The organism is Phenylobacterium glaciei (assembly GCF_016772415.1).
Taxonomy (GTDB): domain Bacteria; phylum Pseudomonadota; class Alphaproteobacteria; order Caulobacterales; family Caulobacteraceae; genus Phenylobacterium; species Phenylobacterium glaciei.
In genome coordinates, this window is sequence record NZ_JAGSGD010000001.1 from 699,211 (window position 1) to 725,918 (window position 26,708).

At 68.8% G+C, this 26,708-nt stretch carries 27 protein-coding genes; 17 read left to right on the forward strand and 10 right to left on the reverse strand.

Going from position 1 to position 26,708, the window contains the following annotated elements; genetic code table 11:
* Positions 1–36 precede the first annotated feature (36 nt).
* From JKL49_RS03420 to JKL49_RS03430, 3 genes are all read left to right on the forward strand, one after another.
* Entirely contained in the window at positions 37–681 is a 645-nt protein-coding gene (locus JKL49_RS03420) for a metal-dependent hydrolase (RefSeq protein WP_215338308.1), read from the forward strand.
* A 78-nt stretch (positions 682–759) separates the two neighbouring features.
* Positions 760–2,874 (forward strand): PQQ-dependent dehydrogenase, methanol/ethanol family, encoded by a 2,115-nt coding sequence (locus JKL49_RS03425; RefSeq protein ID WP_215338309.1) that lies wholly within the window; start codon positions 760–762, stop codon positions 2,872–2,874.
* A 183-nt stretch (positions 2,875–3,057) separates the two neighbouring features.
* Positions 3,058–3,633 (forward strand): hypothetical protein, encoded by a 576-nt coding sequence (locus tag JKL49_RS03430; protein WP_215338310.1) that lies wholly within the window; start codon positions 3,058–3,060, stop codon positions 3,631–3,633.
* Between the two features lie 156 nt (positions 3,634–3,789).
* Here JKL49_RS03430 and JKL49_RS03435 read toward each other — a convergent pair whose 3' ends face one another.
* The gene (locus tag JKL49_RS03435; protein ID WP_215338311.1) at positions 3,790–4,431 is read right to left on the reverse strand and encodes a glutathione S-transferase family protein; all 642 of its coding nucleotides are present in this window, start codon (positions 4,429–4,431) and stop codon (positions 3,790–3,792) included.
* Positions 4,432–4,545: 114 nt separating this feature from the next.
* Between JKL49_RS03435 and JKL49_RS03440 the strand changes: the two genes are divergently transcribed.
* Genes JKL49_RS03440 through JKL49_RS03450 form a run of 3 tightly spaced genes read left to right on the forward strand, consistent with a single transcriptional unit; the run spans position 4,546 to position 7,522 of the window.
* The gene (locus tag JKL49_RS03440) at positions 4,546–4,947 is read left to right on the forward strand and encodes a GFA family protein (protein ID WP_215906450.1); all 402 of its coding nucleotides are present in this window, start codon (positions 4,546–4,548) and stop codon (positions 4,945–4,947) included.
* 33 nt (positions 4,948–4,980) lie between these two features.
* The gene (locus tag JKL49_RS03445; RefSeq protein ID WP_215338312.1) at positions 4,981–6,771 is read left to right on the forward strand and encodes a M3 family oligoendopeptidase; all 1,791 of its coding nucleotides are present in this window, start codon (positions 4,981–4,983) and stop codon (positions 6,769–6,771) included.
* Positions 6,772–6,802: 31 nt separating this feature from the next.
* Positions 6,803–7,522 carry a phosphatase PAP2 family protein gene (locus JKL49_RS03450; protein ID WP_215338313.1) on the forward strand — a complete coding sequence of 240 codons (720 nt, stop codon included), beginning with the start codon at positions 6,803–6,805 and terminating at the stop codon, positions 7,520–7,522.
* Here JKL49_RS03450 and JKL49_RS03455 read toward each other — a convergent pair.
* The 3 genes from JKL49_RS03455 to JKL49_RS03465 form a co-directional block, all read right to left on the reverse strand.
* A complete protein-coding gene (locus JKL49_RS03455) occupies positions 7,500–8,444 on the reverse strand; it encodes a hypothetical protein (protein WP_215338314.1) in 945 nt (314 codons plus the stop codon). The two genes, JKL49_RS03450 and JKL49_RS03455, sit on opposite strands and share 23 nt — an antisense overlap.
* Positions 8,445–8,538: 94 nt before the next feature.
* Positions 8,539–9,756 (reverse strand): acyl-CoA dehydrogenase family protein, encoded by a 1,218-nt coding sequence (locus JKL49_RS03460; protein ID WP_215338315.1) that lies wholly within the window; start codon positions 9,754–9,756, stop codon positions 8,539–8,541.
* 56 nt (positions 9,757–9,812) lie between these two features.
* On the reverse strand, positions 9,813–10,457 hold the full coding sequence (locus tag JKL49_RS03465; RefSeq protein ID WP_215338316.1) for a TetR/AcrR family transcriptional regulator: 645 nt from the start codon (positions 10,455–10,457) through the stop codon (positions 9,813–9,815).
* Between the two features lie 67 nt (positions 10,458–10,524).
* On the opposite strand from JKL49_RS03465, the gene JKL49_RS03470 reads away from it, so the two are divergent.
* The 9 genes from JKL49_RS03470 to JKL49_RS03510 all read left to right on the forward strand — a co-directional run bounded on the left by JKL49_RS03470 (position 10,525) and on the right by JKL49_RS03510 (position 19,476).
* Positions 10,525–12,693, forward strand: a complete 2,169-nt coding sequence (locus JKL49_RS03470) for a beta-glucosidase (RefSeq protein WP_249778015.1) — start codon at positions 10,525–10,527, stop codon at positions 12,691–12,693.
* A gap of 2 nt (positions 12,694–12,695) precedes the next feature.
* Positions 12,696–13,094 carry a VOC family protein gene (locus JKL49_RS03475; protein WP_215338317.1) on the forward strand — a complete coding sequence of 133 codons (399 nt, stop codon included), beginning with the start codon at positions 12,696–12,698 and terminating at the stop codon, positions 13,092–13,094.
* A 60-nt stretch (positions 13,095–13,154) separates the two neighbouring features.
* Positions 13,155–13,631, forward strand: a complete 477-nt coding sequence (locus JKL49_RS03480) for a PaaI family thioesterase (RefSeq protein WP_215338318.1) — start codon at positions 13,155–13,157, stop codon at positions 13,629–13,631.
* Positions 13,631–14,683: an alpha/beta fold hydrolase gene (locus JKL49_RS03485; RefSeq protein ID WP_215338319.1), complete on the forward strand. Its 1,053-nt coding sequence runs from the start codon at positions 13,631–13,633 to the stop codon at positions 14,681–14,683. The genes JKL49_RS03480 and JKL49_RS03485 overlap by 1 nt, the downstream gene beginning before the upstream one ends.
* 85 nt (positions 14,684–14,768) lie before the next feature.
* A complete protein-coding gene (locus JKL49_RS03490; RefSeq protein ID WP_215338320.1) occupies positions 14,769–14,999 on the forward strand; it encodes an aa3-type cytochrome c oxidase subunit IV in 231 nt (76 codons plus the stop codon).
* A 184-nt stretch (positions 15,000–15,183) separates the two neighbouring features.
* Positions 15,184–16,317: a Re/Si-specific NAD(P)(+) transhydrogenase subunit alpha gene (locus JKL49_RS03495; protein ID WP_215338321.1), complete on the forward strand. Its 1,134-nt coding sequence runs from the start codon at positions 15,184–15,186 to the stop codon at positions 16,315–16,317.
* A 17-nt stretch (positions 16,318–16,334) separates the two neighbouring features.
* The gene (locus JKL49_RS03500; protein WP_215338322.1) at positions 16,335–16,676 is read left to right on the forward strand and encodes a proton-translocating transhydrogenase family protein; all 342 of its coding nucleotides are present in this window, start codon (positions 16,335–16,337) and stop codon (positions 16,674–16,676) included.
* A complete protein-coding gene (locus tag JKL49_RS03505; RefSeq protein ID WP_215338323.1) occupies positions 16,673–18,094 on the forward strand; it encodes an NAD(P)(+) transhydrogenase (Re/Si-specific) subunit beta in 1,422 nt (473 codons plus the stop codon). The genes JKL49_RS03500 and JKL49_RS03505 overlap by 4 nt, the downstream gene beginning before the upstream one ends.
* A gap of 635 nt (positions 18,095–18,729) precedes the next feature.
* Positions 18,730–19,476, forward strand: a complete 747-nt coding sequence (locus JKL49_RS03510) for a M23 family metallopeptidase (RefSeq protein ID WP_347340349.1) — start codon at positions 18,730–18,732, stop codon at positions 19,474–19,476.
* On the opposite strand, the gene JKL49_RS03515 is transcribed toward JKL49_RS03510, so the two are convergent.
* Entirely contained in the window at positions 19,466–19,864 is a 399-nt protein-coding gene (locus JKL49_RS03515; RefSeq protein ID WP_215338325.1) for a hypothetical protein, read from the reverse strand. The genes JKL49_RS03510 and JKL49_RS03515 overlap by 11 nt on opposite strands.
* Positions 19,865–19,983: 119 nt before the next feature.
* On the opposite strand from JKL49_RS03515, the gene JKL49_RS03520 reads away from it, so the two are divergent.
* Both JKL49_RS03520 and JKL49_RS03525 read left to right on the forward strand, forming a co-directional pair.
* Entirely contained in the window at positions 19,984–20,487 is a 504-nt protein-coding gene (locus JKL49_RS03520; RefSeq protein ID WP_215338326.1) for a hypothetical protein, read from the forward strand.
* A gap of 48 nt (positions 20,488–20,535) precedes the next feature.
* Positions 20,536–21,402, forward strand: coding sequence for an alpha/beta fold hydrolase (locus tag JKL49_RS03525; protein WP_215338327.1), 867 nt, complete (start codon positions 20,536–20,538; stop codon positions 21,400–21,402).
* A 313-nt stretch (positions 21,403–21,715) separates the two neighbouring features.
* Here the strand turns inward: JKL49_RS03525 and tilS are convergent, their stop codons facing one another.
* The 5 genes from tilS to JKL49_RS03550 form a co-directional block, all read right to left on the reverse strand.
* On the reverse strand, positions 21,716–22,927 hold the full coding sequence (gene tilS / locus JKL49_RS03530; protein WP_215338328.1) for a tRNA lysidine(34) synthetase TilS: 1,212 nt from the start codon (positions 22,925–22,927) through the stop codon (positions 21,716–21,718).
* Positions 22,915–23,766 carry a tol-pal system protein YbgF gene (ybgF, locus tag JKL49_RS03535; protein ID WP_215338329.1) on the reverse strand — a complete coding sequence of 284 codons (852 nt, stop codon included), beginning with the start codon at positions 23,764–23,766 and terminating at the stop codon, positions 22,915–22,917. Before ybgF ends, tilS begins: the two co-directional genes overlap by 13 nt.
* A gap of 127 nt (positions 23,767–23,893) precedes the next feature.
* Positions 23,894–24,430 (reverse strand): peptidoglycan-associated lipoprotein Pal, encoded by a 537-nt coding sequence (gene pal, locus JKL49_RS03540; RefSeq protein WP_215338330.1) that lies wholly within the window; start codon positions 24,428–24,430, stop codon positions 23,894–23,896.
* Positions 24,431–24,559: 129 nt separating this feature from the next.
* Positions 24,560–25,855, reverse strand: coding sequence for a Tol-Pal system beta propeller repeat protein TolB (tolB, locus tag JKL49_RS03545; RefSeq protein WP_215338331.1), 1,296 nt, complete (start codon positions 25,853–25,855; stop codon positions 24,560–24,562).
* Between the two features lie 23 nt (positions 25,856–25,878).
* Positions 25,879–26,706 (reverse strand): energy transducer TonB, encoded by an 828-nt coding sequence (locus JKL49_RS03550; RefSeq protein WP_215338332.1) that lies wholly within the window; start codon positions 26,704–26,706, stop codon positions 25,879–25,881.
* Positions 26,707–26,708 lie beyond the last annotated feature (2 nt).

The window sequence follows — 26,708 nt, forward strand, 5'->3', positions numbered from 1 at the left end:
ACCGCTCTCCTCAATGAAAAGCGGGAGAGAACGGTCATGTTCGTTGGACACTACGCGGCGGCTCTGGCCGCCAAGAGCGCCGAACCTCGGGGACCGCTCTGGACCTATGTTCTGGGCTGCCAGTTGATCGACGTCGCCTGGGGCGGGCTGATCATGACCGGAGCCGAGCGGCTGACCGTCGATCCCAGCCTGCCAGGCAGCGCGCTCGTCCTGGAGCACATGCCCTATACCCACAGCCTGCCCGGCGCGCTGGCCTGGGCGGTGGGGGCGGCGATCCTCGCCAAGCTGATCCTGCGCCTCCCCTGGCGGGTGGCCGCCATGATCGGCCTGACTGTGTTTTCCCACTGGATCGCCGACCTCCTGGTGCACCGCCCCGACCTGGAGCTGTGGTTCGGGGGACAGAAGGTGGGCCTCGGCCTCTGGAACTATCCGGTGGCCGAACAGGCCGTGGAGATCGGGCTGGTGGCGCTCGCTGCGTCGGCCTGGGCCTGGCGGCGCGCGACCCTGAACCAGTCCCTGTGGCCGGTCCTGGCCTTCGTCAGCTTCCTGTTGGCCCTGCAGATCGTGGGCCTGCTGGTCCCGGCCACGGCCGATCCGGTGGGCATGGGCGGCATGGCCATCGCCGCCTATCTCGTGGCCACCGCGTTGGCGGCCCTGTTGGACCGCCGCAGGGCGGCCTGACGCGAGGTCACCGGTTGCGACTTGGCTCGGCGCGCGCATACTGGCGCAAAGGCCGGAACACACGGCCGGGAGGACATCATGAAGCTCGCCAAGTTCGCCGTCGCATTGGCGTTCGCCGCCCTGGTCACCGCCTGCGGACCCACCAAGCCCGGAAATGTGGACGCCAAGCGGCTGACCGCCGCCTCGGGCAACGGCGACTGGATGTCCGTCGGCCGGACCTATGACGAGCAGCGCTTCAGCCCGCTCACCAAGATCGACACCAAGAACGTCGGGACCCTGGGCCTGGCCTGGTACCACGAGTTCGACACCGACCGCGGCCAGGAGGCCACCCCGGTGGTGGTCGACGGCGTCATGTACACCACCACCGCCTGGTCCAAGGTCTATGCCTTCGACGCCAAGACCGGCGAGCAGAAGTGGGCCTTCGATCCCAAGGTCGACGGCTCCAAGGGCTTCGACGCCTGCTGCGACGTTGTCAATCGCGGCGTCGCGGTCTGGAAGGGTCGGGTCTATTTCGGCACCCTCGACGGCCGGCTGATCGCGCTCGACGCCGCCACCGGCAAGCCGGTCTGGAGCACCCAGACCACCGACAATTCCCAGCCCTATACGATCACAGGCGCGCCCAGGATCATCAAGGACAAGGTGATGATCGGCAACGGCGGGGCCGAGTATGGGGTGCGCGGCTACCTCTCGGCCTACGATGCCGGGACGGGGAAGATGGCCTGGCGCTTCTACACGACGCCCAACGCCAAGGGTGAGCCGGACGGTGCGGCCAGCGACAAGATCATGAAGGAAAAGGCCGGCGCCACTTGGTTCGGCGAGGGCTGGAAGGAAACCGGCGGCGGCGGCACGGTCTGGGATTCCATGGCCTATGACCCCGACCTCGACATCCTCTATGTCGGCGTCGGCAACGGCTCGCCCTGGAACCGGCTGAAGCGGTCGGACGGCAAGGGCGATAATCTCTTCCTGTCCTCGATCCTGGCGCTCAAGCCCGACACCGGCGCGTACGTCTGGCACTATCAGACCACCCCGGGCGAGAGCTGGGACTACACCGCCACCCAGCACATCATCCTGGCCGACCTGACCGTCGGCGGCGCGCCACGCAAGGTGCTGATGCAGGCGCCGAAGAACGGCTTCTTCTATGTCCTGGACCGGGCGACCGGAGAGCTGCTCTCGGCCAACAACTACATCCCGGTGACCTGGGCCACGGGGATCGATCCCAAGACCGGGCGGCCCATCGAGAACCCCGCGGCCCGTTATGAAAAGGCGCCGTCCCTGCAGTTCCCGGGACCGCTCGGCGGCCACAACTGGCACCCGATGAGCTTCAGCCCAAAGACCGGCCTGGTCTATATCCCGGCCCAGCTGGACCCCTTCGCCTACACCAACGAAAAGGACTACAAGCACCGCCAGGGCGCCTGGAACCTCGGGACCGATTTCCTGGCCAACGCCTTCCCGTCGGACAAGGCGGCACTGGCCGGCCTGAAGTCGATGTTCAAGGGCCAGCTGATCGCCTGGGACCCGGTGGCCGGCAAGGCCCGTTGGACCGTCCAGCACCCCTATTTCTGGAACGCCGGCATCATGTCGACGGCGGGCGGCCTGGTGTTCCAGGGCGACGGGGTAGGCGAGTTCGTCGCCTATGACGCCGCCAACGGAACCAAGCTGTGGAGCTACAAGACCGAGAACGGCGTGGTGGCCGCGCCCTCCACCTACGAGATCGACGGCCAGCAGTATGTGGCCCTGATGGTGGGCTATGGCGGCGGGGCGCCGGTCTCGGCCTCGGCGGTGCTGCGCGACCGGCCCCGGCTGCCGGGCCGGCTGATGGTCTTCAAGCTGGGGGGCAAGGCTGTCGCCAAGCCCTACGACATCCCGGTGGTCCCGAACCTGGATCTGGCCGGCGTGACCTCGGCGGGCGACGTGAAGGCGGGCTTCGCGCTCTTCCACAACAACTGCCAAGTCTGCCACGGGCCCAGCGCCTCGGGCGCCTTCCTCCCCGACCTGAAGAAGTCCCAGATGCTGCTCTCGGCCGACGCCTTCAAGTCGGTGGTGATCGACGGCGCCCTGAAGGCCAACGGCATGGCCAGCTTCGCCCGCTTCCTGACCCCCAAGGACGCCGAGGACATCCGCGCCTATGTCATCACCGAGGCCCGCAGCGCCCAGGCGGGTGTGCCCCCCGCTAAGACGCAGGGGGTGAAGTAGCCCACCAGCGCGCGGGATCGCCACGGCGGCGATCCCGCGCTAGCCTGGGGTTATGAGACCGGTGTCGCACGGCCCGCCGTTGGCAGCCTGTGACGGGGGCCGCATGCCTAACGCGCTCTTAGGGGCGTTCTTTCACCGGGAATTCACGGCGGATCATCAGAGTGCGCCTCTTCCGGGGGCTCCATGCAGATCGCCAACACCCTGGCGGGCCCGTCGCCCGTCTTGCCAGACACGGTCGCCGCCGCGGCCCTGGTGCTGCACGACCGCAGCGGGGCGTCGAGTCTCGACCAGCAGCTCTCGGCCTATCAGGACCTGGCCAGCCGCTGGCGCGCCGCCCCCTCCAGTGACCGTCAGGCGCTGGCCAAGGCGCTCACCGAATCCCCGTTCGGCCAGCGGGTGCAGTCGACCCTGAACGCCTTCACCCGCGCCGCCTGGGCCGGACCGCGGGCTGTGCCGCCCGAGCCCCAGGCCAAGCTGCTGAGCGCCTTCGACGGCCTGTCGGAAGACGACCAGCAGATCGTCGCGGGCTTGCAGGTGGATGGCTCGGGCGCCCCGGCCTTTGGCTCGCCGGCGGAATACCGTCAGCGCCTGAAGGCCGATCTCGACGCCGCCCAGCCGCGCAAGACCGACAGCGTAAGCCTGTCGCCGGAAGCCCGCGCTCACCTGGCCGGCGCCACCCCGCCCGTGCCGGCGGCCGAGCCGGAGATGTCCCCCGCCCGCGCCGCGGCCCTGTCGGCCTATACGCGGCTCTCGCGCTAACCTCCCACCTCTCCACCGTCATCCCCGGGCTTGTCCCGAGGACCCATGATCTCCGTCCGTCCGCAGATCGCACGGCCCGCGCCGGGGAGGCTTGCTGCGTCACAGAGGTGGCCGGGACAAGCCCGGCCATGACGATCAGGGGGAGGGTCTGTCGCGCTAAGCCGGTTCGTTCTCGCGGAAGGTCTGGAGCTGGTCCTCCAGCGCCTTGGCGAAGGCGCGCCGCGCCAGGCAGCGGGCGCGGTAGGCGTCGAGGTTGGGAAATTTCTTCAGCGCCCCGCACTCTTCCAGCTCTCGCAGCACGGTGGCCATCAGGATGTCCCCGGCGGTGAAGCGGCCCTCCAGGTAATCCTTGTCGCCAAGCGCATTGCTGAGCGAGGTCAGGCGGGCGTCGAGGTTCGCCTGGGCCGAGGGCCTGCGCCCTTCGGTCCAGGCCTGGCCGGCATAGAAGCCGTCCAGCTGAACCAGGGTCTGGGCCTGGGGCTCGATGGAGTTCAGGGCCGCGAAGATCCAGGTGCTGACCCGGGCCAGGCCCGCCTCGGTGCGGGGCGCCAGTTTCTCCGACATCGCCGCCAGGCGCAGGACGATGGCGCCGGATTCAAACATCTCCACCTCGTCGTCGCGATAGGCGGGCACCTGACCGAAGGGCTGCCAGTCGCGGTAGTTCTGGGTCTCGCCGTCGACGAGGATCACCTCATAGGGCAGGCCCGCCTCCTCCAGGGCCCAGCGGATGCGCAGGTCGCGGACCCACCCTTGCGCGAAGGAAGGAACCCAGCGGAAGGCGGTGAACTGGATGGTCATGGGCGGCTCCTTCAGGCGTCGCAGGTCGAGCCGCGCCCGGTCGAGTCAAGAACGCCGCTGCTGACGCGGACTGTCAGCAGGCCGTGGCAGAAAGGCAAGACAAGGGAGACGATCATGATCCAGGGAAGCTGCTGCTGCGGCGCGGTGCGGTTCGAGCTGACCGCCCCGCCCACCATGATGGCCACCTGCCACTGCACCCGGTGCCGCAAGGTGGGGCTCAGCACGTTCGTGTTCGTGGACCGGGCCTCGTTCCGATGGGTCGAGGGCCAGGACATGGTGGAGAGCTACCAGCCCGATCCGCCCTATCAATTCGCCCGCTGCTTCTGCCGACGATGTGGCACGGCGCTCGGCGAACCGCTGTCGCCGGCCGACGACTTCCCCATCGCCGCCAACTGCCTGGACAGCGACCCCGGCGTCAGGAACCGCTTCCACGAATTCGTGGCCGAGAAGCCCGCCTGGTATGAGATCTGCGACGGGGCCAAGCAGTTCGCGGGGCATCCCGTACGGGCGCCCTAGTCCCGCCCCGACCCTCGCGCTAAACCCCTATCCATGAACGCGCCCGTGAAACTTGACGCCCTGCCCGAGTGGCAGCTCTCCGACCTCTATGCCGGGCGCGACGACCCGAAGATCGAAGCCGACCTGGCCGGCGCCAAGGCGGCCAATGACGAGCTGGTGAAGCTGAAGGGGCGGTTCGTGCAGCTGCGCAGCGACTCGCTGCACCTGGGCGAGCTGCTGGACCACGGGATCGGGCTCTATGAGACCGCGGTGAACGGGCTGTGGTCGGTGGGCGCCTATGCGGGCCTGGCCAGTTCGGTGGCCAAGGACGACCCGGCCTGGGCAAAGTTCGAGGGCGATCTGCGCACCCGGTCCTCGCAGATCGGCGCCGAGAGCCTGTTCTTCACGCTCGAGCTCAACCAGCTCGAGGACAACGAGATCGAGATGGCCTTCAAGGCCCATCCGCCGGCGGCGCGCTGGCGCTCCTGGATGCGCCGCGTGCGGCTGTCGCGGCCGCACGAGCTGTCGCCCGACCTGGAGCGTCTGCTGATCGACCGCTCGCCGGCGGTGGCCAACTGGGTGCGGCTGTATGACGAGACCCTGGCCCGGCTGACCGCCAAGGTAGGCAAGGAGAGCCTGAGCCTGCCCGAGGTGCTGAACCGCCTGTCGGACCCCGACGTGGCCAAGCGCAAGGCGGCCGCCCAAGCGCTGGCCAAGGCGCTGGAGGAGCGCACGCCGGAGCTGGCGCTCTCCATGAACACGCTCGCCTTCGAGAAGCAGGTGGAGGACCGCTGGCGGAAATACCCGACCCCGGCGGCGTCGCGCCACATCGCCAACGAGGTTGACGCCGACGCCGTGGAGGCCCTGGAGGCCGCGGTGGTGGAGGCCTATCCGCGGGTCAGCCACCGCTATTATGCGCTCAAGGCCAAGCTGATGGGCCGCAAGACCCTGGACTACTGGGACCGCAACGCGCCGCTCGATACCGCTGCGCCGCGCGCCTACGACTGGAAGCAGGCGCAAGGGATGGTGCTGGAGAGCTTCGCCGACCTGGCCCCCAAGTTCGCCGACACCGCCAAGACCTTCTTCGACAAGCCGTGGATCGACGCGCGGCCCCGGGCCGGCAAGCAGTCGGGGGCCTACAGCCATCCGGTGACCGCCGACCGCCACCCCTATGTGTTCATGAACTATATGGGCGAGCGCCGCGACGTGCTCACCCTGGCCCACGAACTGGGCCACGCCGTGCACCAGACCCTGTGCCAGCCGCTCGGCACACTGCTGGCCGACACCCCCCTGACGCTGGCCGAGACCGCCTCCATTTTCGGCGAGGGTCTGGTGTTCGAGCGACTCCTGGCCGGGGCCTCCAAGGCCGAGCGCCTGGGCCTGCTGGCCGGCCAGATCGAGGACGGCATCAATACAGTCGTGCGCCAGATCGCCTTCCACCGCTTCGAAAGTCGTTTTCACGCGGCGCGTTTTGAAGGTGAGCTGGCTCCAGAACAGATCGGCGCGATCTGGCTGGAGACCATGGGCGAGAGCCTGGGCCCGGCTATCAAGCTGAACAAGGGCTACGAGCACTACTGGGCCTATGTCAGCCACTTCGCCCACGCGCCGTTCTACGTCTATGCCTACGCCTTCGGCGACCTGCTGGTGCGCGGCCTGATGGAGAAGCGCCGCGAGGATCCCGTGGCCTTCGCGCCGCTCTATGAGGACCTGCTGGCCGCCGGGGGCACCCGGACCTATGTTGAGGCCTTGCGCCCCTTCGGTCTCAATCCCCGCGAGAAGGCCTTCTGGACCGCCGGCATGGCTCAGATGGAACGGCTGGTGGACGCTTTCGAGGAGTTGGTCTGATCCAACGGCGGAGCTGCGCGTTCCTGCGCACATGACCACGCCTGACGCCCCGCCCGTCCGCAAGTCCGTCCTGCGGCGGATCGAGACCCGCGCCCTGCTGATCTGGCTGGCCTGCGCGGCTGCGATCTGGGGGTTCTTCAACATCGCCAGCGAGATGGTGGAGGGCGACACCACGGCGATGGATCAGCACCTGCTGCTGATGCTTCGGCAGCCGGGCAATCTCAGCGACCCCATCGGGCCGCGCTGGGTCGAGGAGTCCATGCGCGATGTCACCGCGCTGGGCGGCTTCACCTTCCTGACCCTGGCGACGATCGTGGCGGTGCTGCTGTTCAGTTTCCACGGCAAACGCAGGCAAGCCTGGATCCTGGCCGGCACGGTGCTGGCGGCCCAGGTTTCCAGTGAGGTGCTGAAGACCTTCTACGACCGGCCGCGGCCGACCCTCGTGCCGCACGGCAGCTTCGTCTACACCCAGAGCTTCCCCAGCGGGCACTCAGCCCTGTCGGCGGCGGTGTTCCTGACGCTGGCCACCCTGATCGCCAGTGTCGAGAAGCGGGCGAGTTCCAAGATCCTGATCTATGTCCTGGCCCTGCTGGTGACAGTCGCGGTCGGGTTCAGCCGGGTCTATCTGGGGGTGCACTGGCCCAGCGACGTGCTGGCCGGTTGGAGCCTGGGCGCCACCTGGGCCTTCGGCGCCTGGATCGTGCTGGAGTGGATGCGGTCGAGGGACGTCAGCCGGGAGAGCCGGGGTTAGGCCGGTAGGCGATCCCCACGCGGGCCAGATCCTTGAGGTAGGCCTCTGTCAGGGCCACGAGATACAACATGCCCTCCAGCACGTCGGGACGCGTGACCACGTCGGGGCTGACAAACAGGCCCTTCGGGCCGCGCTGCACCAGGCCGCGCTCCTCCAGGCGAATGACCGCGCGGCGCGCGGTTTCATAGGGCAGATGCAGGAACCGCCCAACGGAATAGACGCTGGTGGGCTGGCGCGCCTCGTGGGGCAGAATCTCTTCCATGCCGGCATAGGTCACGGCGAGGGCCGGGTCATGGGTCACGTGGCTGATATTGGCCATGTTGATGGCCCGCAGCACCAGAACCGCTACCACGTCAACTTTCATGCCCTTGGCGGTGAAGGTCGTGGCGTCGAGGAAGTAGTTCATGGCCAGGCGGATGATCTGCTTGGGCAGGTCGGCGGTGGGCGGCCGGTAGTGCTGGGCGGCGGTGACCCCGAAGCGGCCGGCCTCGGCGACGAACTTTTCCGTCGCGATCTGGGTTTCGGCGATGAGGTCCAGGTTGCTCTGGCGGACCACCGTGGCGCCGGGGATCACCACGCCGCCGTCGACGGTGATGCACACCCCTGCGTCCAGCAGCTTCTTCACCCGGCGGCGGATGTTCTCGTAGGGCAGGCCCAGGTCCTTGGCGAGCGCATAGACGCTGACCGGGATGCGCAGGCCGTCGGCGGGGACCCCGGCCACCCCCTCATAGGTGTAGGCCACGGGCTCGGGTGACGCGGTGATCTGGCGGACATTGGCCCGCGTGATGGCCAGGATGGTCATGTCCGTGACGATGTCGCGGCTCATGAAGGTGGCGGCGCGGCGGGCGGTCTGGACATGGTAGTCGCCGGCCAGACGCGAGAGCAGGCGGCGGCGGTCGGCGGTCTCAATCTGTTCGCGCATGCCGCCCTCCTGTCCAACCACCCCCCGGCGGCGACCGGGAGGTGCCCTGATTTGGCCGATGTCCCAACGTTTTTTGATAACGTCGATATGCGACCTAAAGTCCCAGCACCGCCTTGGCCATGATGTTGCGCTGGATCTCGTTGGTGCCGGCATAGATCGAGCCGGCGCGGTCGTTCAGGTACTTGGCCGCCACCGTCAGGCTGTGGTCGGGGCCGACGTGGCCCTGGTCGGCGGGCGGGGTGAACAGTGGGGTCGGTCCGCCCGGCGCGGTGGCGTGGGGCTGGTAGGGCGCGCCATAGGCGCCGGCGGCCTCCAGGGCCAGTTCGGTGAGTTTCTGGCTGAGTTCGGTCCCGACGGTCTTCATCATGGAGGACTTGGCGCCGGGCGCTTCGCCCGAGGTGAGGTTGGCCAGGATCTGCAGCTCGACGGCCTCCAGGGCGTCGATCTCGATGGCCGCAGCGGCCAGGCGCCTCGCAAAGCTGCGGGTGTCGGCGAGATGGTCCTCGGCCGCCGCCAGGGTGCGGATGCGCTCCAGGCGGGCCTTCAGCCCCGGCGCGCTGACGCCGCCGCCGCGCTCGAACTCCATCAGGTACTTGGCCACCGTCCAGCCCTCGCCGACCTTGCCCACCACATTGGCGCGGGGGACGCGGACGTCGGTGAAGAACACGTCGTTCTGGATGTGCTCCCCCGACAGCATCAGGATCGGGCGGACCTCGACGCCGGGTGTGGTCATGTCGATCAGCAGGAAGGTGATCCCCTGCTGGCGGATGCCCTCGCTGGAGGTGCGCACCAGGCAGAAGATCCAGTTGGCGACATTGGCGTGGGTCGTCCACAGCTTGTGGCCGTTGCAGATGAAGTCGTCGCCGTCGGCCACGGCGCTCATCTGCAGGGAGGCGAGGTCGGAGCCTGAGGCCGGCTCTGAGTAGCCCTGACACCATTGGTGCTCGCCGCTCAGCATGCGGGGCAGGTAGTGGGCCTTCTGTTCGGGGCTGCCGTGGCCGATCAGCACCGGGCCGCACATGCCGATGCCCATAGGGGACAGCGGCGGGGCGCCGGCCTGGGCCATCTCGCTGGCGAAGATGTAGCGCTGGGCCGCGCTCCAGCCGCAGCCGCCGTATTCCACTGGCCACGCCGGCGCCGCCCAGCCGCGGGCATGCAGGATGGCCTGCCAGGCGACGGCCAGGTCGTGCGGAGCGTAGACGCTGGTCATCAGCCGGGTGGTATGGCGCATTTCCGGCGTCAGCCCGGCGTTGAGGAAGTCCCGCACCTCGTCGCGGAAGGCCAGATCGCTCGGGCTCCAGGTCACATGCATCGGCCGCCTCCCATGGTTCTTTGCCGGGGAGGATGCACAGGTGACGGCCCGGCAACCTAGTCTCTGATGAGCAGGGCGATGAGGGCGTCGGCGTGCCGCTCGATCTCGGCGTCGTCGGACATGTCGACGCCATAGGCGTGGCGCACCTCGCCGGCCAGGGTGAAGGGCGACTGGGCGGCGGCCGACAGCATGTAGATCAAGTTGCGCATCGGCAGGCGGGGCAGGTGGCCTTGGTCCATCAGGGTCTTCAGCAGGCGCGCCATGCCCCGGTGCTGGGGTCCGACGATGTTGTCGGCGATCCAGGCGACGCGGTCGGACTCGCCCATGGCCTCCTGCACCATGATGCGGGCATGCTCGGGATGGCGGGCGCAGTAGCGGACGTAGTCGCGCAGGGTGGCCTTGAACCGGTCCAGCGGCGGCAGGCCCGCCGTGGCCCGCCAGCCGGCGGCCATGTGGGCGTTCATGTCGACGATCAGCCGGGCGAGCGCGGCGCGCCAGAGGGTAGCCTTGTCGGAATAATGGTAGCGGAGCGCGCTGTGCTCGACGCCGGCCAGGGCCGCGATGTCGCGCATGGCCGCGCCCTGGAAGCCGCGCTGGGAGAACAGCTTCAGGGCCGCCTCCAGGATGACGCTGCGGGTCTCCTCCACCGGCCGCGCGGTGCGGGCCGGGCGGCCTCGGGGACGGGTTGCGAGCGCGGTCATGCGATGATTATTGCCCAGGTGGACTAAAATAAATAGGGTCGCGCCAACAACGCGGGAGGACGCATCGATGACCCAGACCTGGATGGACAAATCCCTGTCGCCGGACAATCGCGCCAAGCTGCTGATCGCCCAGCTGACCCTGGATGAGATGATCACCCTGGTGCATGGGCCGATGCCCGCCATGGTCACCCCGCCGCCGGCCGACGCGGCCATGGGGGCAGGCTACATCCCCGGGATCGAACGCCTGGGCATCCCGCCGTTGAACGAGACCGACGCCAGCCTGGGCATCGCCAACCCGCGCCAGGTGCGCAAGGGCGACGGCGCCACGGGCCTGCCGTCGGGCCTGTCGCTTGCCTCCAGCTGGGACCCCGAGCTAGCCCATGCGGCGGGCGTGATGGTGGGCGCCGAGGCCCGCGACAAGGGCTTCAACGTCCTGCTGGGGGGCGGCGCCAACCTGACCCGTGAGCCCCGCTGCGGGCGCAATTTCGAATATCTCGGCGAGGATCCGCTGCTGGCCGGGGTGCTGGTGGGGGAGGCGATCAAGGGCGCCCAGTCTAATGACATCGTCTGCACCCTGAAGCACTTCGCCCTGAACGATCAGGAGACCTGCCGCCACGTGGTGGACGCCCGCATCGACGAGGGCGCCCTGCGCGAGAGCGACCTGCTGGCCTTCCAGATCGCCATCGAGCGCGGCGATCCCGGCTCGGTGATGTGCGCCTACAACAAGGTCAATGGCGAGTGGGCCGGCGAGAACGACTTCCTGCTGAACCAGGTGCTCAAGCGCGACTGGGGATACCGCGGCTGGGTGATGAGCGACTGGGGGGCGGTCCACTCCACGGCCAAGGCGGTGATGGCGGGCCTGGACCAGGAGAGCGGCGAGCAGCTCGACAAGCAGGTCTATTTCGGCGCGCCTCTGAAGGAGGCCGTTGAGCAGGGGGAGGTGCCCTTCGAGCGCCTGACCGACATGGTCCACCGCATCCTGCGCAGCCTGTTCGACAAGGGGGTGTTCGATAACCCCACCGCCCGCCGCGAGACCGACTACGAGGCTAACGCCAAGCTGGCTCAAACAGCCGCCGAGGCCGGAACGGTTCTGCTGAAGAACGACGGCGTCCTGCCGCTGGCCGCCTCGATCCGCAAGATCGCGGTGATCGGCGCCCATGCCGACAAGGGGGTGATGTCCGGCGGCGGCTCGTCGCAGGTGATTCCGGTGGGCGGACCCGGCCATGAGATCGAGGTGGCCGGCCTGGCCGGCGCCTTCGCCAAGGTCACCTATCACCCGTCGTCGCCTGTCGCGGCGATCCGCGAGATGACCCGCAACACCGCCCTGACCTTCGTCTCCGGCGAGGACCCGGCCGAGGCGGCGGCGGCCGCCAAGGACGCCGACGTCGCCATCGTCTTCGCCGACCAATGGGCGACGGAGGCCGAGGACCTGCCCAGCCTGTCGCTGCCGGGCGACCAGGACGCGCTGATCGCCGCCGTGGCCGCCGCCAATCCCAAGACGGTGGTGGTGCTGGAGACCGGGACCCCGGTGCTGATGCCCTGGCTGGACGACGTCAACGCCGTGCTGGAGGCCTGGTATCCTGGCACCCGCGGCGGCGAGGCCATCGCCAACATCCTGTTCGGGGCGGTCAATCCGTCTGGCCGCCTGCCCATGAGTTTCCCGCGCGGAGTGGAGGATCTGGTCCGTCCGGAAATCCCCGGCCAGATCTTCGGGCCCCCGGTGGAGGGCGCCACCCTGCCCACCACCCGCCCCGACGTGCAGCAGCACAAGGGCCGCTTCTCAGTGGAGCACCCGGAGGGCGCCGACGTCGGCTACCGCTGGTTCGCCAAGACCAGGGCGGCGACCCTGTTCCCGTTCGGCTTCGGGCTTTGCTACACGCACTTCGAGTACGCGAAGCTCGAAGTCGCGGGCGGTGAGACCCTGACGGCCAGCTTCGACGTCAAGAACGCCGGCCCGGTGGCCGGGACCGACACCCCCCAGGTCTATGCGACCGTGACCGGTTCGGACGGCAAGCCCTCTCAGCGCCTGATCGGCTGGGCCAAGGTGGCCCTGGCCCCCGGCGAAACCCGCCGCGTGACGGTGACCGCCGACGCCCGCCTCCTGGCCAACTATGATGCGAGCCTGCCGGGCTGGCGGATCGCAGCCGGTTCGGTGGGCGTAGGCTTGGCCAGCTCCGCGGAGGACGTCATCCTGCACGGCTCGGCGGACCTCACCGCGCGGACGATGAAGCCCTGACCATGTCCCTCGCCGGCCTGACCCTGCGCATTGCGCGGCCCACCGACCAGTTGGGCGCCGTGGCCGCCTTCTACCGGGAGGGGCTGGGGTTGCTGGAGCTGGCGAGCTTCCGGGGTCATGCCGGGTTCGACGGGGTGATCCTGGGCTTCCCCGGCGCGCCCTGGCATCTGGAACTGACCCAGGCCCACGGGCACGAGGTGGGCCCCGCGCCGAATCCCGACCACCTGCTGACCTTCTATTTCCCGGAGGAGACGGCGCGGGCGGCGGCGATCGCGCGGCTGGAGGCGGCCGGCCACAGCCCGGTGGAATCCTTCAACCCCTATTGGGACGATCACGGGATCAGCTTTGCGGACCCCGACGGCTATCGCGTGGTGCTGCACCGAGGCGCTTGGGGCCGCTGAACCCGCCGCAGCGTCATCAAGGGCTTGCCAATCCGCGACCGGGGGTTATTTCCCTGCGCGATGTCCGATGATCTGACCGAAGTCCAGACCGCCATCGTCCCAGATGGTTTTGTCATCAACCTCTGGAACCGGGGGTTCGGCCGCACGGTCGGGCCGTTCTATTCCCGCCGCGACACGGTGACCGGCGACGAGGTGATGGCCTTCCGCGTGGAAGAGCACCACGCCAACGGCATGAACAACTGCCACGGCGGCATGCTGATGAGCTTCGCCGACATGGCCTGGGGCCGGGTGATCTCCAACAAGCGCGAGATCGGCTGGGTGACGGTGCGGCTGACCACCGACTTCCTCTCCGGCGCCCACATGGGCGACTGGGTGGAGGGGACCAGCGATGTCATCACCGAGCAGGACGACGTGTTCACGGTCCGGGGCCGGATCTGGTGCGGTGACCGCACCCTGATCACCGGCACGGGGATCTACAAGGGTATCCGCTCGATCTCCCGCAAGGCGGGCGAGCGGGAAGCGCGGGGAGTCGCCTGATGGCATTGGATCCGGCGATCAAGGAAGGTGCGCCCGTCGGCTACGACGACCGTCCCATCCATTCCGAACCCGGCAGCCTGCCGCCCCAGGTCCAGGCGCCCCTGGCGCCGTTCCGCGGCCGCCATCCCGATGCGCCCGAGTGGTTCCTGGACGCCATCGCCCAGGAGCCGGAGCGGACCTTCGTCACCTCGCTGGGCACTCAGATCGAAGCCCTGAGCTGGGGCGAACTGGGCAAGCCGGGTTTGCTGCTGGTGCACGGCAACTCCGCCCACGCCGACTGGTGGAGCTTCATCGCGCCCTTCCTGGCCCAGGACTATCGGGTCACCTCGATGTCGCTGGCCGGCATGGGCGCCTCGGACTGGCGCGAGAGCTACGCTTTCCAGGACTTCGCCGAGGACGCCGAGGCCGTGGCCCGGGCCACCGGCCTCTATGACGGCGGCGCCCTGCCGATCTACATCGGCCATTCCTTCGGCGGCAGTCAGGTGTTCTTCGCCGCCGCCGCTCACCCCGAGCGCATGCGCGCCGCGGTTCTGGTGGACACCGGCTTCGGCGGCCCGCCGCCCAACTCGCCGGAAGCCAAGCGCATGATGGAACAGCAGGTGCGCAACATCCCCACCGGCGACCGCGCCGCCCGAGTCTATCCGACTGAAGAGGCGGCGCTGGCCCGCTTCCGCTTCATGCCGCCGCAGGTGGCCGGCAACCTGTTCATCGCCGACTTCATCGCCCGCCGCTCGCTCAAGCGCGCGCCGCTGCCGGATGGTGGCGGCGAGGGCTGGACCTGGCGGTTCGACCCGGCCATGTGGAACAAGCTCGACCGCACGGTGATGATGGGCATGACCGCCGAAGGCCCGCCCAAGGTGACCGTGCCCCTGGTGCACATCTATGGCGACCGGTCGGTGGTGAAGTCGCGCATCAGCGACGATCGGCCCTCGCCCCTGCCCAGGGACATGCTGGAAATCGCCATCCCCGATTCGGCCCACCACATCATGGTCGATCAGCCCCTGGCGCTGATCGCGGCGTTGCGCGGCCTTTTGGCCCGCTGGCCGGGCTGAGACATAAGGCGCGCTTGAGCCATCGCGGCCGACGGTGTAGGTCAGCCCCCTTCCATCTCCTCCCCAGTCTGAGAGACGCCCTTCTATGGCTTCCGAATATCACCGCGGCGACATGGACATTTCCGAGCAGGTCGCCACGTTCAACCTGTTCAACGGCTTGACCAAGTGGGGCTCGCTGGCGATCGCATCCATGCTGCTGCTGCTGGTCCTGTGGTTCTGCACCCCGGCCGGCTTCCTGGCGGGCTTCATCAGCGCTGTGGTCATGTTCGGCCTGGGCGTCGTCTTCCTGCGCGAAAAGCCCGCCGCCGACCACTAGGGCGGTTGGCGCGCGCTGGCCGCGCGCTCTGCTGACAGATCTATCGGGCGCGTCGAATCCTCGGCGCGCCCGATGTCGTCTGTGTGATTCAAACAAACGTTCGAATCCGTCCCGTCCATAGCTGGACAAGCTCACGCTGCCCCCCGTATGGTCCGGCCAATATTGACTTGGGGGAAACAGGCGCATGGCCGTCATAGCCGTCACCATCGAACGCCGCGCCGGCGAGACCCGGGTCGCCGCCGTCCCCGAGACGGTGAAGAAGCTGATCGTCGCCGGGTTCTCGGTGGTGATCGAGAGCGGCGCCGGAACGGCCGCCGCCTATCCCGACGCCGACTATCAGGCCGCCGGCGCTGAGATCGCCAAGGACGCCAAGGCCGCCATCGGCAAGGCCGATATCCTGTTCAAGGTCCGCGCCCCCGAGGCCGCCGAGATCGCGGCCCTGAAGGCCGGCGCCATCGTCGTGGCCCTGCTCAACCCGCACATGGACAAGGACGCGCTCACGGCGCTGGCCGCCAAGGGCGCCACCGGCTTTGCCATGGAGTTCGTGCCGCGCATCACCCGCGCCCAGGTGATGGACGCCCTGTCGTCCCAGGCCAACCTGGCCGGCTACCGCGCGGTGATCGAGGCCGCCGAGGCCTATGGCCGGGCCATGCCCATGATGATGACCGCGGCGGGCACCGTCGCCGCGGCCAAGGTCTTCGTGATGGGGGTCGGCGTCGCCGGCCTGCAAGCCATCGCCACGGCGCGGCGCCTCGGCGCGGTCGTGACCGCTACCGATGTGCGTCCCGCCACCAAGGAACAGGTCGAGAGCCTCGGCGCCAAGTTCCTGGCGGTCGAGGACGAGGAGTTCAAGAACGCCCAGACCGCCGGCGGCTACGCCAAGGAGATGAGCGCCGAGTACCAGGCCAAGCAGGCGGCCCTGGTCTCCAGCCACATCGCCAAGCAGGACATCGTCATCACCACCGCCCTGATCCCCGGCCGGCCCGCGCCCAAGCTGGTGAGCGCTGAACAGGTGGCCTCCATGCGTCCGGGCTCGATCCTGGTGGACCTGGCCATCGAGCAGGGCGGCAACGTCGTCGGCGCCAAGCTGGGCGAGGTGGCGGTCACCGCCAATGGCGCGAAGATTCTCGGCGTCGCCAACCTGCCCGGCCGCATCGCCACCGACGCCTCGGCCCTCTATGCCCGCAACCTGATGGCCTTCGCCGGCCTGTTGCTGGACAAGGAGGGCAAGCTCGCCCCCGACCTGGAGGACGAGATCCTCAAGGCGGCACTGGTCACCCAGGGCGGCAAGGTCGTCCACCCCTCGCTGAACAGCTAGATCCCAAGGAGGAACCGATGGAAGCCGTCGACCCCACAGTCTTCCGCCTGGCGATCTTCGTGCTGGCGATCTTCGTCGGCTACTATGTCGTCTGGAGCGTGACGCCCGCCCTGCACACCCCGCTGATGGCCGTGACCAACGCCATCTCCTCGGTGATCATCGTCGGCGCCCTGCTGGCCGCCGCGGCCCATGGCGCCCCGGACGCGGGCCTGACCCAGAACGTCCTGATCTCCAAGGGGGCCGGCGCCATCGCCGCGGCCTTCGCGGCGGTCAACATCTTCGGCGGCTTCCTGGTCACCCAGCGGATGCTGGCCATGTACAAGAAGAAAGACCCCGTGAAGAAGGAAGCCGCGAAGTGAACGCCAATCTCGCGGCCATCGCCTATATCGTCTCGGGCGTTCTCTTCATCCTGGCCCTGCGCGGCCTGTCGAGCCCCACCACCAGCCAGGCGGGCAACCGCAACGGCATGATCGGCATGGCCATCGCGGTCACCACCACCCTGCTGACCCTCTGGGGGCAACAGGCGCTGGACACCCTGACGCTGGGCCTCATCGTCGGCGGCGTCGCCATCGGCGGCACCGTGGGCGCGGTGATCGCCCGCAAGGTCGCCATGACCTCGATGCCGCAGCTGGTGGCCACCTTCCACAGCCTGGTGGGCGCCGCAGCCTGTCTGGTGGCCATCGCCGCCATCTATACGCCCGCCGCCTACGGCATCCTGGATAAGGCCACCGGCCAGATCCACCTCAACTCCCTGGTGGAGCTGAGCCTGGGCCTGGCCATCGGGGCCGTGACCCTGACCGGCTCGATCATCGCGGCCCTGAAGCTGAACGGCAACATGAGCGGCGCGCCGATCATGCTGCCCGCCCGCCACCTGCTGAACATCGTCATCGCCCTGGCCATCGTCGCCCTGGTGGTGGTGCTGGTGATGAGCGGCGGCCAGGCGATCTGGGCCTTCTGGGCCATCGCGGGCCTCAGCCTGCTGATCGGCGTCACCCTGATCATCCCCATCGGCGGCGCCGACATGCCCGTCGTGGTCTCCATGCTGAACTCCTATTCCGGCTGGGCGGCGGCGGCCCTGGGCTTCACGCTGGAGAACGTGACGCTGATCATCACCGGGGCCCTGGTGGGCTCGTCGGGCGCGATCCTCAGCTACATCATGTGCAAGGCGATGAACCGCAGCTTCATCTCCGTGATCCTCGGCGGCTTCGGCGCCGACGACACGGCTGCCGCAGCCGGCGGCAAGGTCGAGACCCGGCCGGTCAAGCAGGGTTCCGCCGAGGACGCGGCCTTTATCATGAAGAATGCGTCCAAGGTGATCATCGTCCCCGGCTACGGCATGGCCGTCAGCCAGGCCCAGCATGCCCTGCGCGAAATGGGCGACAAGCTGAAGGAAGAGGGCGTGGAGGTGAAGTACGCCATCCACCCGGTCGCCGGTCGGATGCCCGGCCACATGAACGTGCTGCTGGCCGAGGCCAACGTCTCCTATGACGAGGTCTTCGAGCTGGAGGACATCAACGCCGAGTTCGCCAGCGCCGACGTGGCCTTTGTGATCGGCGCCAACGACGTCACCAATCCGGCCGCCAAGACCGACCCCACCAGCGCCATCTACGGCATGCCGATCCTGGACGTCGAAAAGGCCCGCACCGTGCTGTTCGTGAAGCGCGGCATGAGCTCCGGCTATGCCGGGGTCGAGAACGAACTCTTCTTCCGCGACAACACCATGATGCTGTTCGGCGACGCCAAGAAGATGGTCGAGGGGATCCTGAAGGGGCTGTAGGGGCTGCTTCAATCGTGGCGCGCCCTTCTCCCCTTGCGGGAGAAGGTGGCCGGTCGGAGACCGGTCGGATGAGGGGTCGCGCTCCGTTGGACGAGTGAGCTCCTCATTCGTGTGGTTCGTGTGGTTCGTGGACAATCTTGTCCGGCTCGCAGCGTCACCACCGTAAGACTTGGAACCACGAACCACACGAACGGTTGGTCAGGCCTCATGCTCGTGTTGAACGGCCCGGCTCTGCCGGGAAGGGCTTTCCGGATAGGCCTATCGACCCCTCATCCGACCCTGTTCCGCAGGGCTACCTTCTCCCGCAAGGGGAGAAGGCAAAGCAGAGGGGCGATGCCTTCCCGTACGGCTTCCAGGTCCTCACGAGTCTCGCCGGCGATTTTGTCGCAGCCCGGCTAGGAGAACCTTTACCAGTTGAATCTATGGTCGAGCTTCATCCGGCTCTGCGACAATAGGTTCAAAGCTAATCCTTAACGCCGTCAATTTTTGGTCTTAAAGCCACGGCACTTAGCCGCCGCATACCCGTGGCGATTGGTCGAAGCTGTTCCGCACAACCTCTAGCGGACGAATTTTAAGCTCGACTATACTGGAAGAGGTTCCGTTTGTTTTCGAAGTTCTCATCGACGACCGATCGCGTGCGCCATTTCGGGCTGGAAGCCGCCTTTGCTGGGGCCCTGGCCCTGGGCGTCGCCACGGTCGCCTATGCGGCCCTGCCCACCGACAAGAAACCCGCCCCGCCCGTGGTCGCCGATGCGCCCGCCGAGGCGGCTGAGCCGCCCGCCCCGCCGCCGGTCTTCGACTGCGGCAATCCGGTCCCCGGCGAGAAGATCAATTCCCCCTTCGGCCTGCGACGCCTGCCCTGGGAAGACCATGGCCGCCTGCATGAGGGCGTCGACATCGCCGGCCCCACCGGCACCAAGGTGCTGGCCGTGTCCGACGGCATCGTGAAGCGGGCCGGCGAGAGCCCCTCCTATGGCCGCTATGTCGAGGTTGAGCACGGTGTCGGCCTCACCAGCTTCTACGCCCACCTCGGCAAGATCGAGCGCGGCGTGAAGCGGGGCGCCTATGTGGAGGCCGGCGAGAGCGTGGGCCGTATGGGCTCCAGTGGCACGTCGACGGGCCCTCACGTCCACTTCGAGATCCGCCAGGACGGCAAGCCGTTGAACCCGCTGGTGTTCATGAACCGTGAGTTCGCCACCGCCGCCGACCTGCCGTTGAAACTCGGCGCCTATGTCTCGCCCCGGGTGCGCATCGCCACGGTCTCCGAGATTCCGGAGAGCAAGAGGGCCCTGATGGAGGCCAAGCTGGCCAAGGGCAAGCACGGGAAGAAGGGCAAGGGCGGTCGCGTCCGCCAGACCCTGACCTTCGCGGCTAATTCCTAGGCCTCCCCGAGGCCCGATCGGCGGCCACGGCGGCAATCAGCACCGCGATCAGCCCCACCCGCGTCCACAGCGGATAGGCCGTCGTGGCCATCGTCCAGGCGGCGAAAGCCAGGAACAGGCCGCTGACGATGCGGCCCGCCAGGGCTCGGCGACCGGCGATCAGGTTGGCGCTCCAGGCTCCGGCAAGCGCCCCCAGCAGCCAGGCCAGGATGGTCCCCACCTGGGCGCCGAAGGGCAGGATGGCGGTGGCCGAGCGGATGGCGGCCGGATCGGTGAGGTTCACACCGGGCGGCGGCGGGAAGATCATGTTGGCCGCCCCGTCGATGGCGCCCAGCACCACCAGCCCGATCAGGGGCCCGAGAATCACCGCCAGAATCAGTCGCAGCATGGTCGAATCCCCTCATCGTCAGGTGCGCGAACCTAACCCCAGCAAGGCTCCGGCGCACGGCCTTGTGGCATGGCCAAGCTTGTGCCCATCCTCGTGTCATAAAAACGAGGAAACGACCCATGCGTTCAGGCTTTAGCGGGCTTGCGCTCGCGTCCGTGCTTCTACTGAGTTCATCCCTCGCCGCCTGCGGGAAGAGCGAACCCGCGGCCCCGGCGGCGCCGGCGGGTCTGGCGCTTTCGACCGAGGAGGGCGCTCACGGCATCCTTCCGGTCCAGAGCACGCAGATCAAGACCAAGGGCTCCGACGCCACGGTGGCCATGACCCCGAACTGGCGGGTGGGCGGCAAGCAGCTCAACATCATGTGGTACGCCGGCGCCAGCCAGACCAAGCGGTTCTTCGTGGTTACCGAGAAGGGCGCGGCCGCTGACCAGCCCAAATACCTGGCCAATCCCGAACTGGGGGTGCGCATGGTCCGCGTCAGCTTCGACGGCGCGGCGCCCGTGACGCTGAAGCCCACCCTGGCGCGGGCGCCCTTCGATGTGCCCGCCGGCGCCAAGGCGGTGACCCGGGTGGAGATCGACTACGGGTCTTCCGAGGCGCCGCAGACGGTCGTCTGGAAATAGCCGTAAATCAGCCTTGCGTGGGACCTAGGCGACTCCTAGGTCTCGCCCATGGCCAAGGCCGGATTCCACCCCACGCGCGGACAGCTCGTCGACATCGGCGGGCGCCGCCTGCGCATGGTCCGGGCGGGGCCGCAGGCGGCCGAGCCGCTGATCCTCCTGGAATGCGGCGCCTTCGGCTGCGCCGCCGACTGGGCGGTGGTGCAGCAGCGCCTGGCCGACAAGGGCCTGCGGAGTCTCGCCTATGACCGGGCCGGACTCGGCTATTCCGATCCGGGCCCCAAACCCCGCGACGGCCGCGCCATCGCCGCCGATCTCGAGGCCCTGCTCCGCCATCTGGGCGAGGAGGGGCCGCTGATCGTGGTGGGCCACTCCATGGCCGGGCTGATGTTGCGGATCTTCGTGGGCCGCAACCGTGAACGGGTCAGCGGTGTCGTTCTGGTGGACGCCGTGACGCCGGAGACCATCAATGCGCCGGCCGCGGCGCGGGCCATCAACGGCTTCCGTCGGGCCATGAAGCTGGTGAACCGCTGGGCCGGGATCGGCTTCATGAAGCCGTTCGCCCTGGTGGTGGGCGACAAGATAGGTCTGGAGGGCGAGGCCTCCACCGAGAAGCGCCGCATCTATGGCCTGGCCAGCCATGCCCGCTGGTCGGCGGAGGAGGTGCTGCACTGGTCGGCGACCTCAGCCCAGGGGCGCGAGATCGGCCACTATCATCCGGACCTGCCGGTGGCGGTGGTCAATGCCGGCGGCACGCGACTGCCGCAGCGGCTGAAGACGATCCAGAACGCCCCGGCCCATGCCTCGACGCGGGGCTATCTCGCCAACATCGTCGGCGCCAACCACTCCACCCTGCTCGGAAAACGCTTCGCCGACCCGATCATCGTCGGGATCGAGCATGTGATGGCGGAAGGTTAGCCCGCGGCCATTCGGCCGCGGGCCTTTAGGTCCTCAGTCGAGGGGGTCTTCGACCCCGACGTCCTTTTGCAGATGGTTCGAAAGTCGTCCGGAGAGCCGGCGTCGCAGGAGAGCGGCGTCTCGCCCGTTTGGCGCATGAGGGCGCCTAGGCGCGGAGAAGACCCGCGCCAGCCATTTGATGAGGTGCATTGAAACCCGAAATTGAAGGTTGAAGGTCGGCGGTCTGACGCATGACGATCTCCTTCCGTGGCTCGGGTTCAGGCCGGTGGCGGCCGCTCACGGCGCGTCCATAGCAGAGAACGCAGGTCTGCGGCTAGGCCGGTTCCCCCTCCACCAGGCCGCAGGCGGCGCGCAGCCGATCCAGGGCCAGGGGGCGGCTGGACACGCCTGGGATCGCGCCAATCACCGGCGAGCCCGCGCTGACGATGAACGGCAAGGTCCCCCGCGCGCCGGCCGGCAGGCGCTTGAGGTCCGCGCGCTGGGCCGCCGGAAGCCCGGCGGCATGGCCGGTCAGCGGTTGGATCGTGACGTCGCGATCCGTGTTGATTTCGAACCGGCCATCCCAGACGCCGGTTTCCCCGGCCGCCAGGGTCAGGGGCGCCACGCCCCTGCGGCCCGCATCCCGCAGGAACCGCACCTGGCTGTCGTCGGCCTCGATCCGCGACCCGGCCAGGGTGGCGACGAGGGGCGCGTCGCCCCGCAAAGCCTCCGCCAAGCGCGCCAGGGCGTCGGCACGCGGCGGGCGGGCGGTTCCGGCGGCGCAGAGGCAGGCGGCGGCCAGGAAGGCGCCTGGGGCGTCCTGGAGGGCCGAGCGGGGAACAGCGAGGCCTCCGGCCAGGTCGGTGGTGGCGCGGGCCAGGTCGGCGAGGTCGCGAGGTGGCGCGAGATCGTCTGTCTCTCCGCCGCTCATTCTGGCCCGCGCGCGGGCGCGGGCGAAGCTGTGATCCTCGTTGGCCGGGTCCTCGATCCAGGTCTCGCCCCGTCCGGCCAGCCAGGCGCGGATGTCGGCGCGGGTCTGGGTCAGCATGGGCCGCAGCAGGAACACACCCCGGCCCTCGGGCCAGGCGGGCGAGGGGCCCCACGCCCGGGGGCTCGGCGTCGTCGATCCCGTGTCCCGCATGGCCACAGCCTCAAGCCGGTCGCTGGCGGTGTGGCCCATCAGCACGACCTTCGCCCCCGCCTCTCGCGCGGCGTCGGCGATCAGGCGGTGGCGGGCCGCACGGGCGGCGGCGGGCAGGCCGGTGGTGGGCTTCTCGCCCTCCCAGGCCAGGGCCCGGAAATCAGCGCGCAGTCGCGCGGCGGTGGCGGCGCAGGCCTGCGTCCAGGCGGCGCTCTCCTCGCGCAGGCGATGATCGACAGTGAGGATCAACAGGCGCCGGCCATGGGCGTGGGCCCAGTCGGCGGCGATCAAGGCGAGCGCCAGGGAGTCCCCGCCGCCGGAAAGCGCCACAGCGATCGGCGCGGGGGAGGCGCTCCGCAGGCGGCGGTCGAGATCTTGTTGGACAGCCGCGGCTAGGCCGCGCACTTGGCCTGGGTCCGGGCGGCGGCGGCGCGGCCCTTCACGGCGGCCACGGCCTTGGGGTAGCGGCGGTCGAACTCGCCCAGGATCTGGCAGGCGTCGGTGGGCTTCTTGAGGACGATCAGGGCGCGGGCCAGCTCCACCGTGGCGTCGGGCGCCCAGCCGGTGGCGGGCCAGCCGCGGATGGCGCCGATATAGGCCTGGGCCGCGTCTGAATTGGCGCCGCGGGCCACCAGGGTCTTGCCCAGCCAGTAGCGGGCCTCCGGGGCCTTGGCGCTGTCATCATAGCGCTCGACATAGTCGCGGAAGGCGCCCTCGGCCCCGGTATAGTCGCCGCTGAGCATCAGCTGGCGGGCGGCGGTGAAGGCCTCCGAGGCTGTCTGGACCGGCGCGGCCGCATTGGGGGAGCCGCCGGCGAGGTCCGGCGCGGGCGCGGCCTCGGCCACGGGCGCCGCCTGCTTCTGCTCGACACCGCCCAGGCGGTCGGCCAGGGCCTTGTTGTCGCGCTTCAGGGTCTCAGTGTCGCGCCGCGCCAGTTCCAGGTCGTGGTTGGTCGTCTCCAGCTGGCCGTTCACCCGGGTGAGCGCCTGTTCCAGATCGGCGATCCGGCGGGTCAGTTCCTGGAGCTGGTAGTCGGTCTCGGCGGGCTGAACGACCACTGGCTTGCCGGAGTCGCGGCCCTGGAAGACGATGGAGCGCAGCTCGCGCATCACCTGTTCCATGCGGTCCAGGCGGCGCGCATCGCGGGCGTCCAGGGGATCGATGGGGGTCTGGGCGAAGGCGGGCGCCGTGCTGACCAGGGTGAGCACGGCAGCGGAGGCGAGGGCGAGGCGGCGAAGGGTCATGCGGTCATCATCTTCAGGTCGGGTGGGCCAAATTGGGGCCCGTCCATAGGAATAGTCCAGAACGCAAAGAGGGGTCCCGTTGCCGGGACCCCTCTCGCACTCTCCTCGAACTGGTACTTAGCGCGACTTAGCGCGCGCCGCCGGTGATGGCGGTGTGGCCGTTCCGGTTGCGCTGATAGGCGTCCTCGCTGGTGCCCGGATCGATCGGGCGTTCCTTGCCGAAGGACACGGTGGAGATCCGCGCCGGCGACACGCCGCGGCTCACCAGATATTCCCGGACCGAGTTGGCGCGACGGGCGCCGAGGGCCAGGTTGTACTCACGGGTGCCGCGTTCGTCGGCGTTGCCTTCGATGCGAACCTGGACGCTGGGATAACGCATCAGCCACTGGGACTGGGCGTCCAGAACCGGGCCGGCGTCGGAGCGGATGTCGTACTGGTCGAAGTCGAAATAGACCCGGTCGCCGATGTTGACGACGAAGTCCTGGATCGAGCCCGGGACCACGTTGCCCATGCCCGGGCCGGGACCCGGTTGAGACGGATAGCCGGGGCCGGGGCCAGGGCCGACGCCCGGACCGGGCTTGGGCTTGCTGGCGCAGGCGGCCATGGACAGAGCCGCGGTGGTGACAAGCGCCAGTCGAAGGGCGTGCTTGGTGCTGAAGCTCATGTTGGGCTTCTCCTTAAGCTGGATTTCGCCGGCGCCAACCGCGCCACTCACTAAACTGTACCTGCATTTCCATGTGCCGGACATTTCAAATGACCGCCACTATGCAAACCTTACACCTGAATTCTCTCGTTAGTTGAGCAGCGGAGACCAAGCCGGGTCTGAACCGGAGCCCGGATAGGGCGCCGGCCGCAGTATCCGACCTGTAACATCCACCGTCCACAAACGCGGCGGTCCGCCCGGCGTTTCCCGGCTGAACATCAGCACCCGCCCGTTCGGCGCCCAGGTGGGGCTCTCGTCGAGATAGCTGGTGGTCAAAAGCCGTTCATCCGAGCCGTCCGGCCGCATGACCCCGATGTGGAACTCCCCGCCCGTCTGCTTGGTGAAGGCGATGAAGTCCCCCACGGGAGACCAGACAGGAGTGGTATAGCGCCCTGATCCGTAGGAAATGCGACGAACCCCCGATCCGTCGGAATTCATGATGTAGAGTTGGGGCGACCCGCCGCGGTCGGAGTTGAAGACGATCTTGGTCCCGTCCGGTGAGAACGAGGCCGAGGTGTCGATGCCGGGGTCGGAGGTGAGCCGCGCCGAGGTGCGGCTCTTCAGGTTCATCACATAGATGTCGCTGTTGCCGCCCCGCTCGACGGAGAAGGCGACGCGTCCGCCGTCGGGCGAGAAGCGCGGCGCATAGACCATGCCGGGGAACTGTCCGATGCTTTCGCGGCGCGCGGTCTCCAGGTTGAACAGGTAGATGGCCGAGCCCTCCGGCCGCAGGGTCATGTAGGTGATCTCCTGGCTGGTGGCCGAGAAGCGCGGCGACATGACGATGTAGGAGCCGTCGGTCAGGTAGCTGGGATTGGCCCCGTCCTGATCCATGATGGCCAAGGTCTTGGTACGGTTCAGGCGCCCGCCGGTCTCCGACACGAAGACGATGCGGGTGTCGAAATAGCCCTTCTCCCCGGTCAGCCGCTCATAGACGGCGTCGGAGATCTTGTGCGCCACGCGCCGCCAGTTCTCCGGGGTGGAGGTGAACTGCAGGCCCAGCAGCTGCTGTTCGGAATAGACGTCCCACAGGCGGAAATCGACCTGCAGCCGGCCCCCCTCGACGGTGACCTGGCCATTGACCAGGGCCTGGGCGTTGATCGCCTTCCAGTCGGGGAAGCGCGGCTGGACGGCCACGTTGAGGTTCTTCTCGATATAGGCCTGCTGGCCGATGGGGGCGAAGAGGCCCGAGCGTTCCAGGTTGCCGGTGATGACCTGGGCGATGTCGGCGCCGCGGGTTCCGCCGAAGGCCGGGATGGCGATGGGAAGGGGCTGGACGTCGCCCTTGTTGACGTTGATCTCAATCTGGGCGGCGGCCGGCGTGGCCAGCGACACCGTGGCGAGCAGCAAGCTGGCGAGCGCCAGGCAGAGGGCCTTCAGTCGCATCGGACGAGTCTCCTTGGGACGGCTCATTGGCAGGCTTCCTGGGCGTTGAAGGTGGGGGCCCAGGCCTGGCCGTAGACTTCGCGAGGCAGGGCCTTGTCGGCGGCCGCCTGACGGACGGCGCGGATGGCGCGCTCGGCGGCGGCCCGGACCACGGGATTGGACGAGGATTCCTGACCGCCGGCCTCCACCGCGCCCACCACCTGGCCGGTGGCCGAGAGGGTGAAGGTGACGCGCACGCGCACGTCTCGGCCGCCCTCGACCTCGCAGTTGGGGTTCCAGCGGCGTTCGATCTGGGAGACCAGACCCGCGAGCGCGCTGGCCGAGACGCCCTTGCCGGCGCCGGCGGCGGCGCGGGCCTCCAAGGCGGTCTCCTGCTTGTTGGGGCCCTTGGCGGCCGACGAGGTCTTGCCGCCGGCGGGGCGGGACTTGGCGATGCTGGCCGACAGGGCGTCGAGATCGAGCGCCTTCTGAGGCTTGGCGGCGGGCTTCTGCTGGCCCTTGGCGATGGGATCGGCCGTAGGCTTGGCAGGCGCCGGCTTCACCGGCGTCGGTGTCGGCGCGGGCTGTGGCGCGGGCGCGGGCGGCAGAGGGTCAGGCAGGGGCGCCTCGACGGCGGCCTCAGGCGGGGCGTCGGGGACCGGCTGCTCGGTGGTCGCCATCTGCTCCTGGGCGGCCTGGGCGGCGGCGCGCAGGTCGGTATAGGTGGCGGTGGAGATGATGTTCACCGGGACGGTGGTTCCCACCTGCGCAGGCGCCTTGGGCCAGGAAATCAGGGCGGCGATCAGCGCGCTGCCGTGCAGCAGCACCGACACGATCATCGCCGCGGAGAAGTCCGACCGGGTGCGCGTCATGC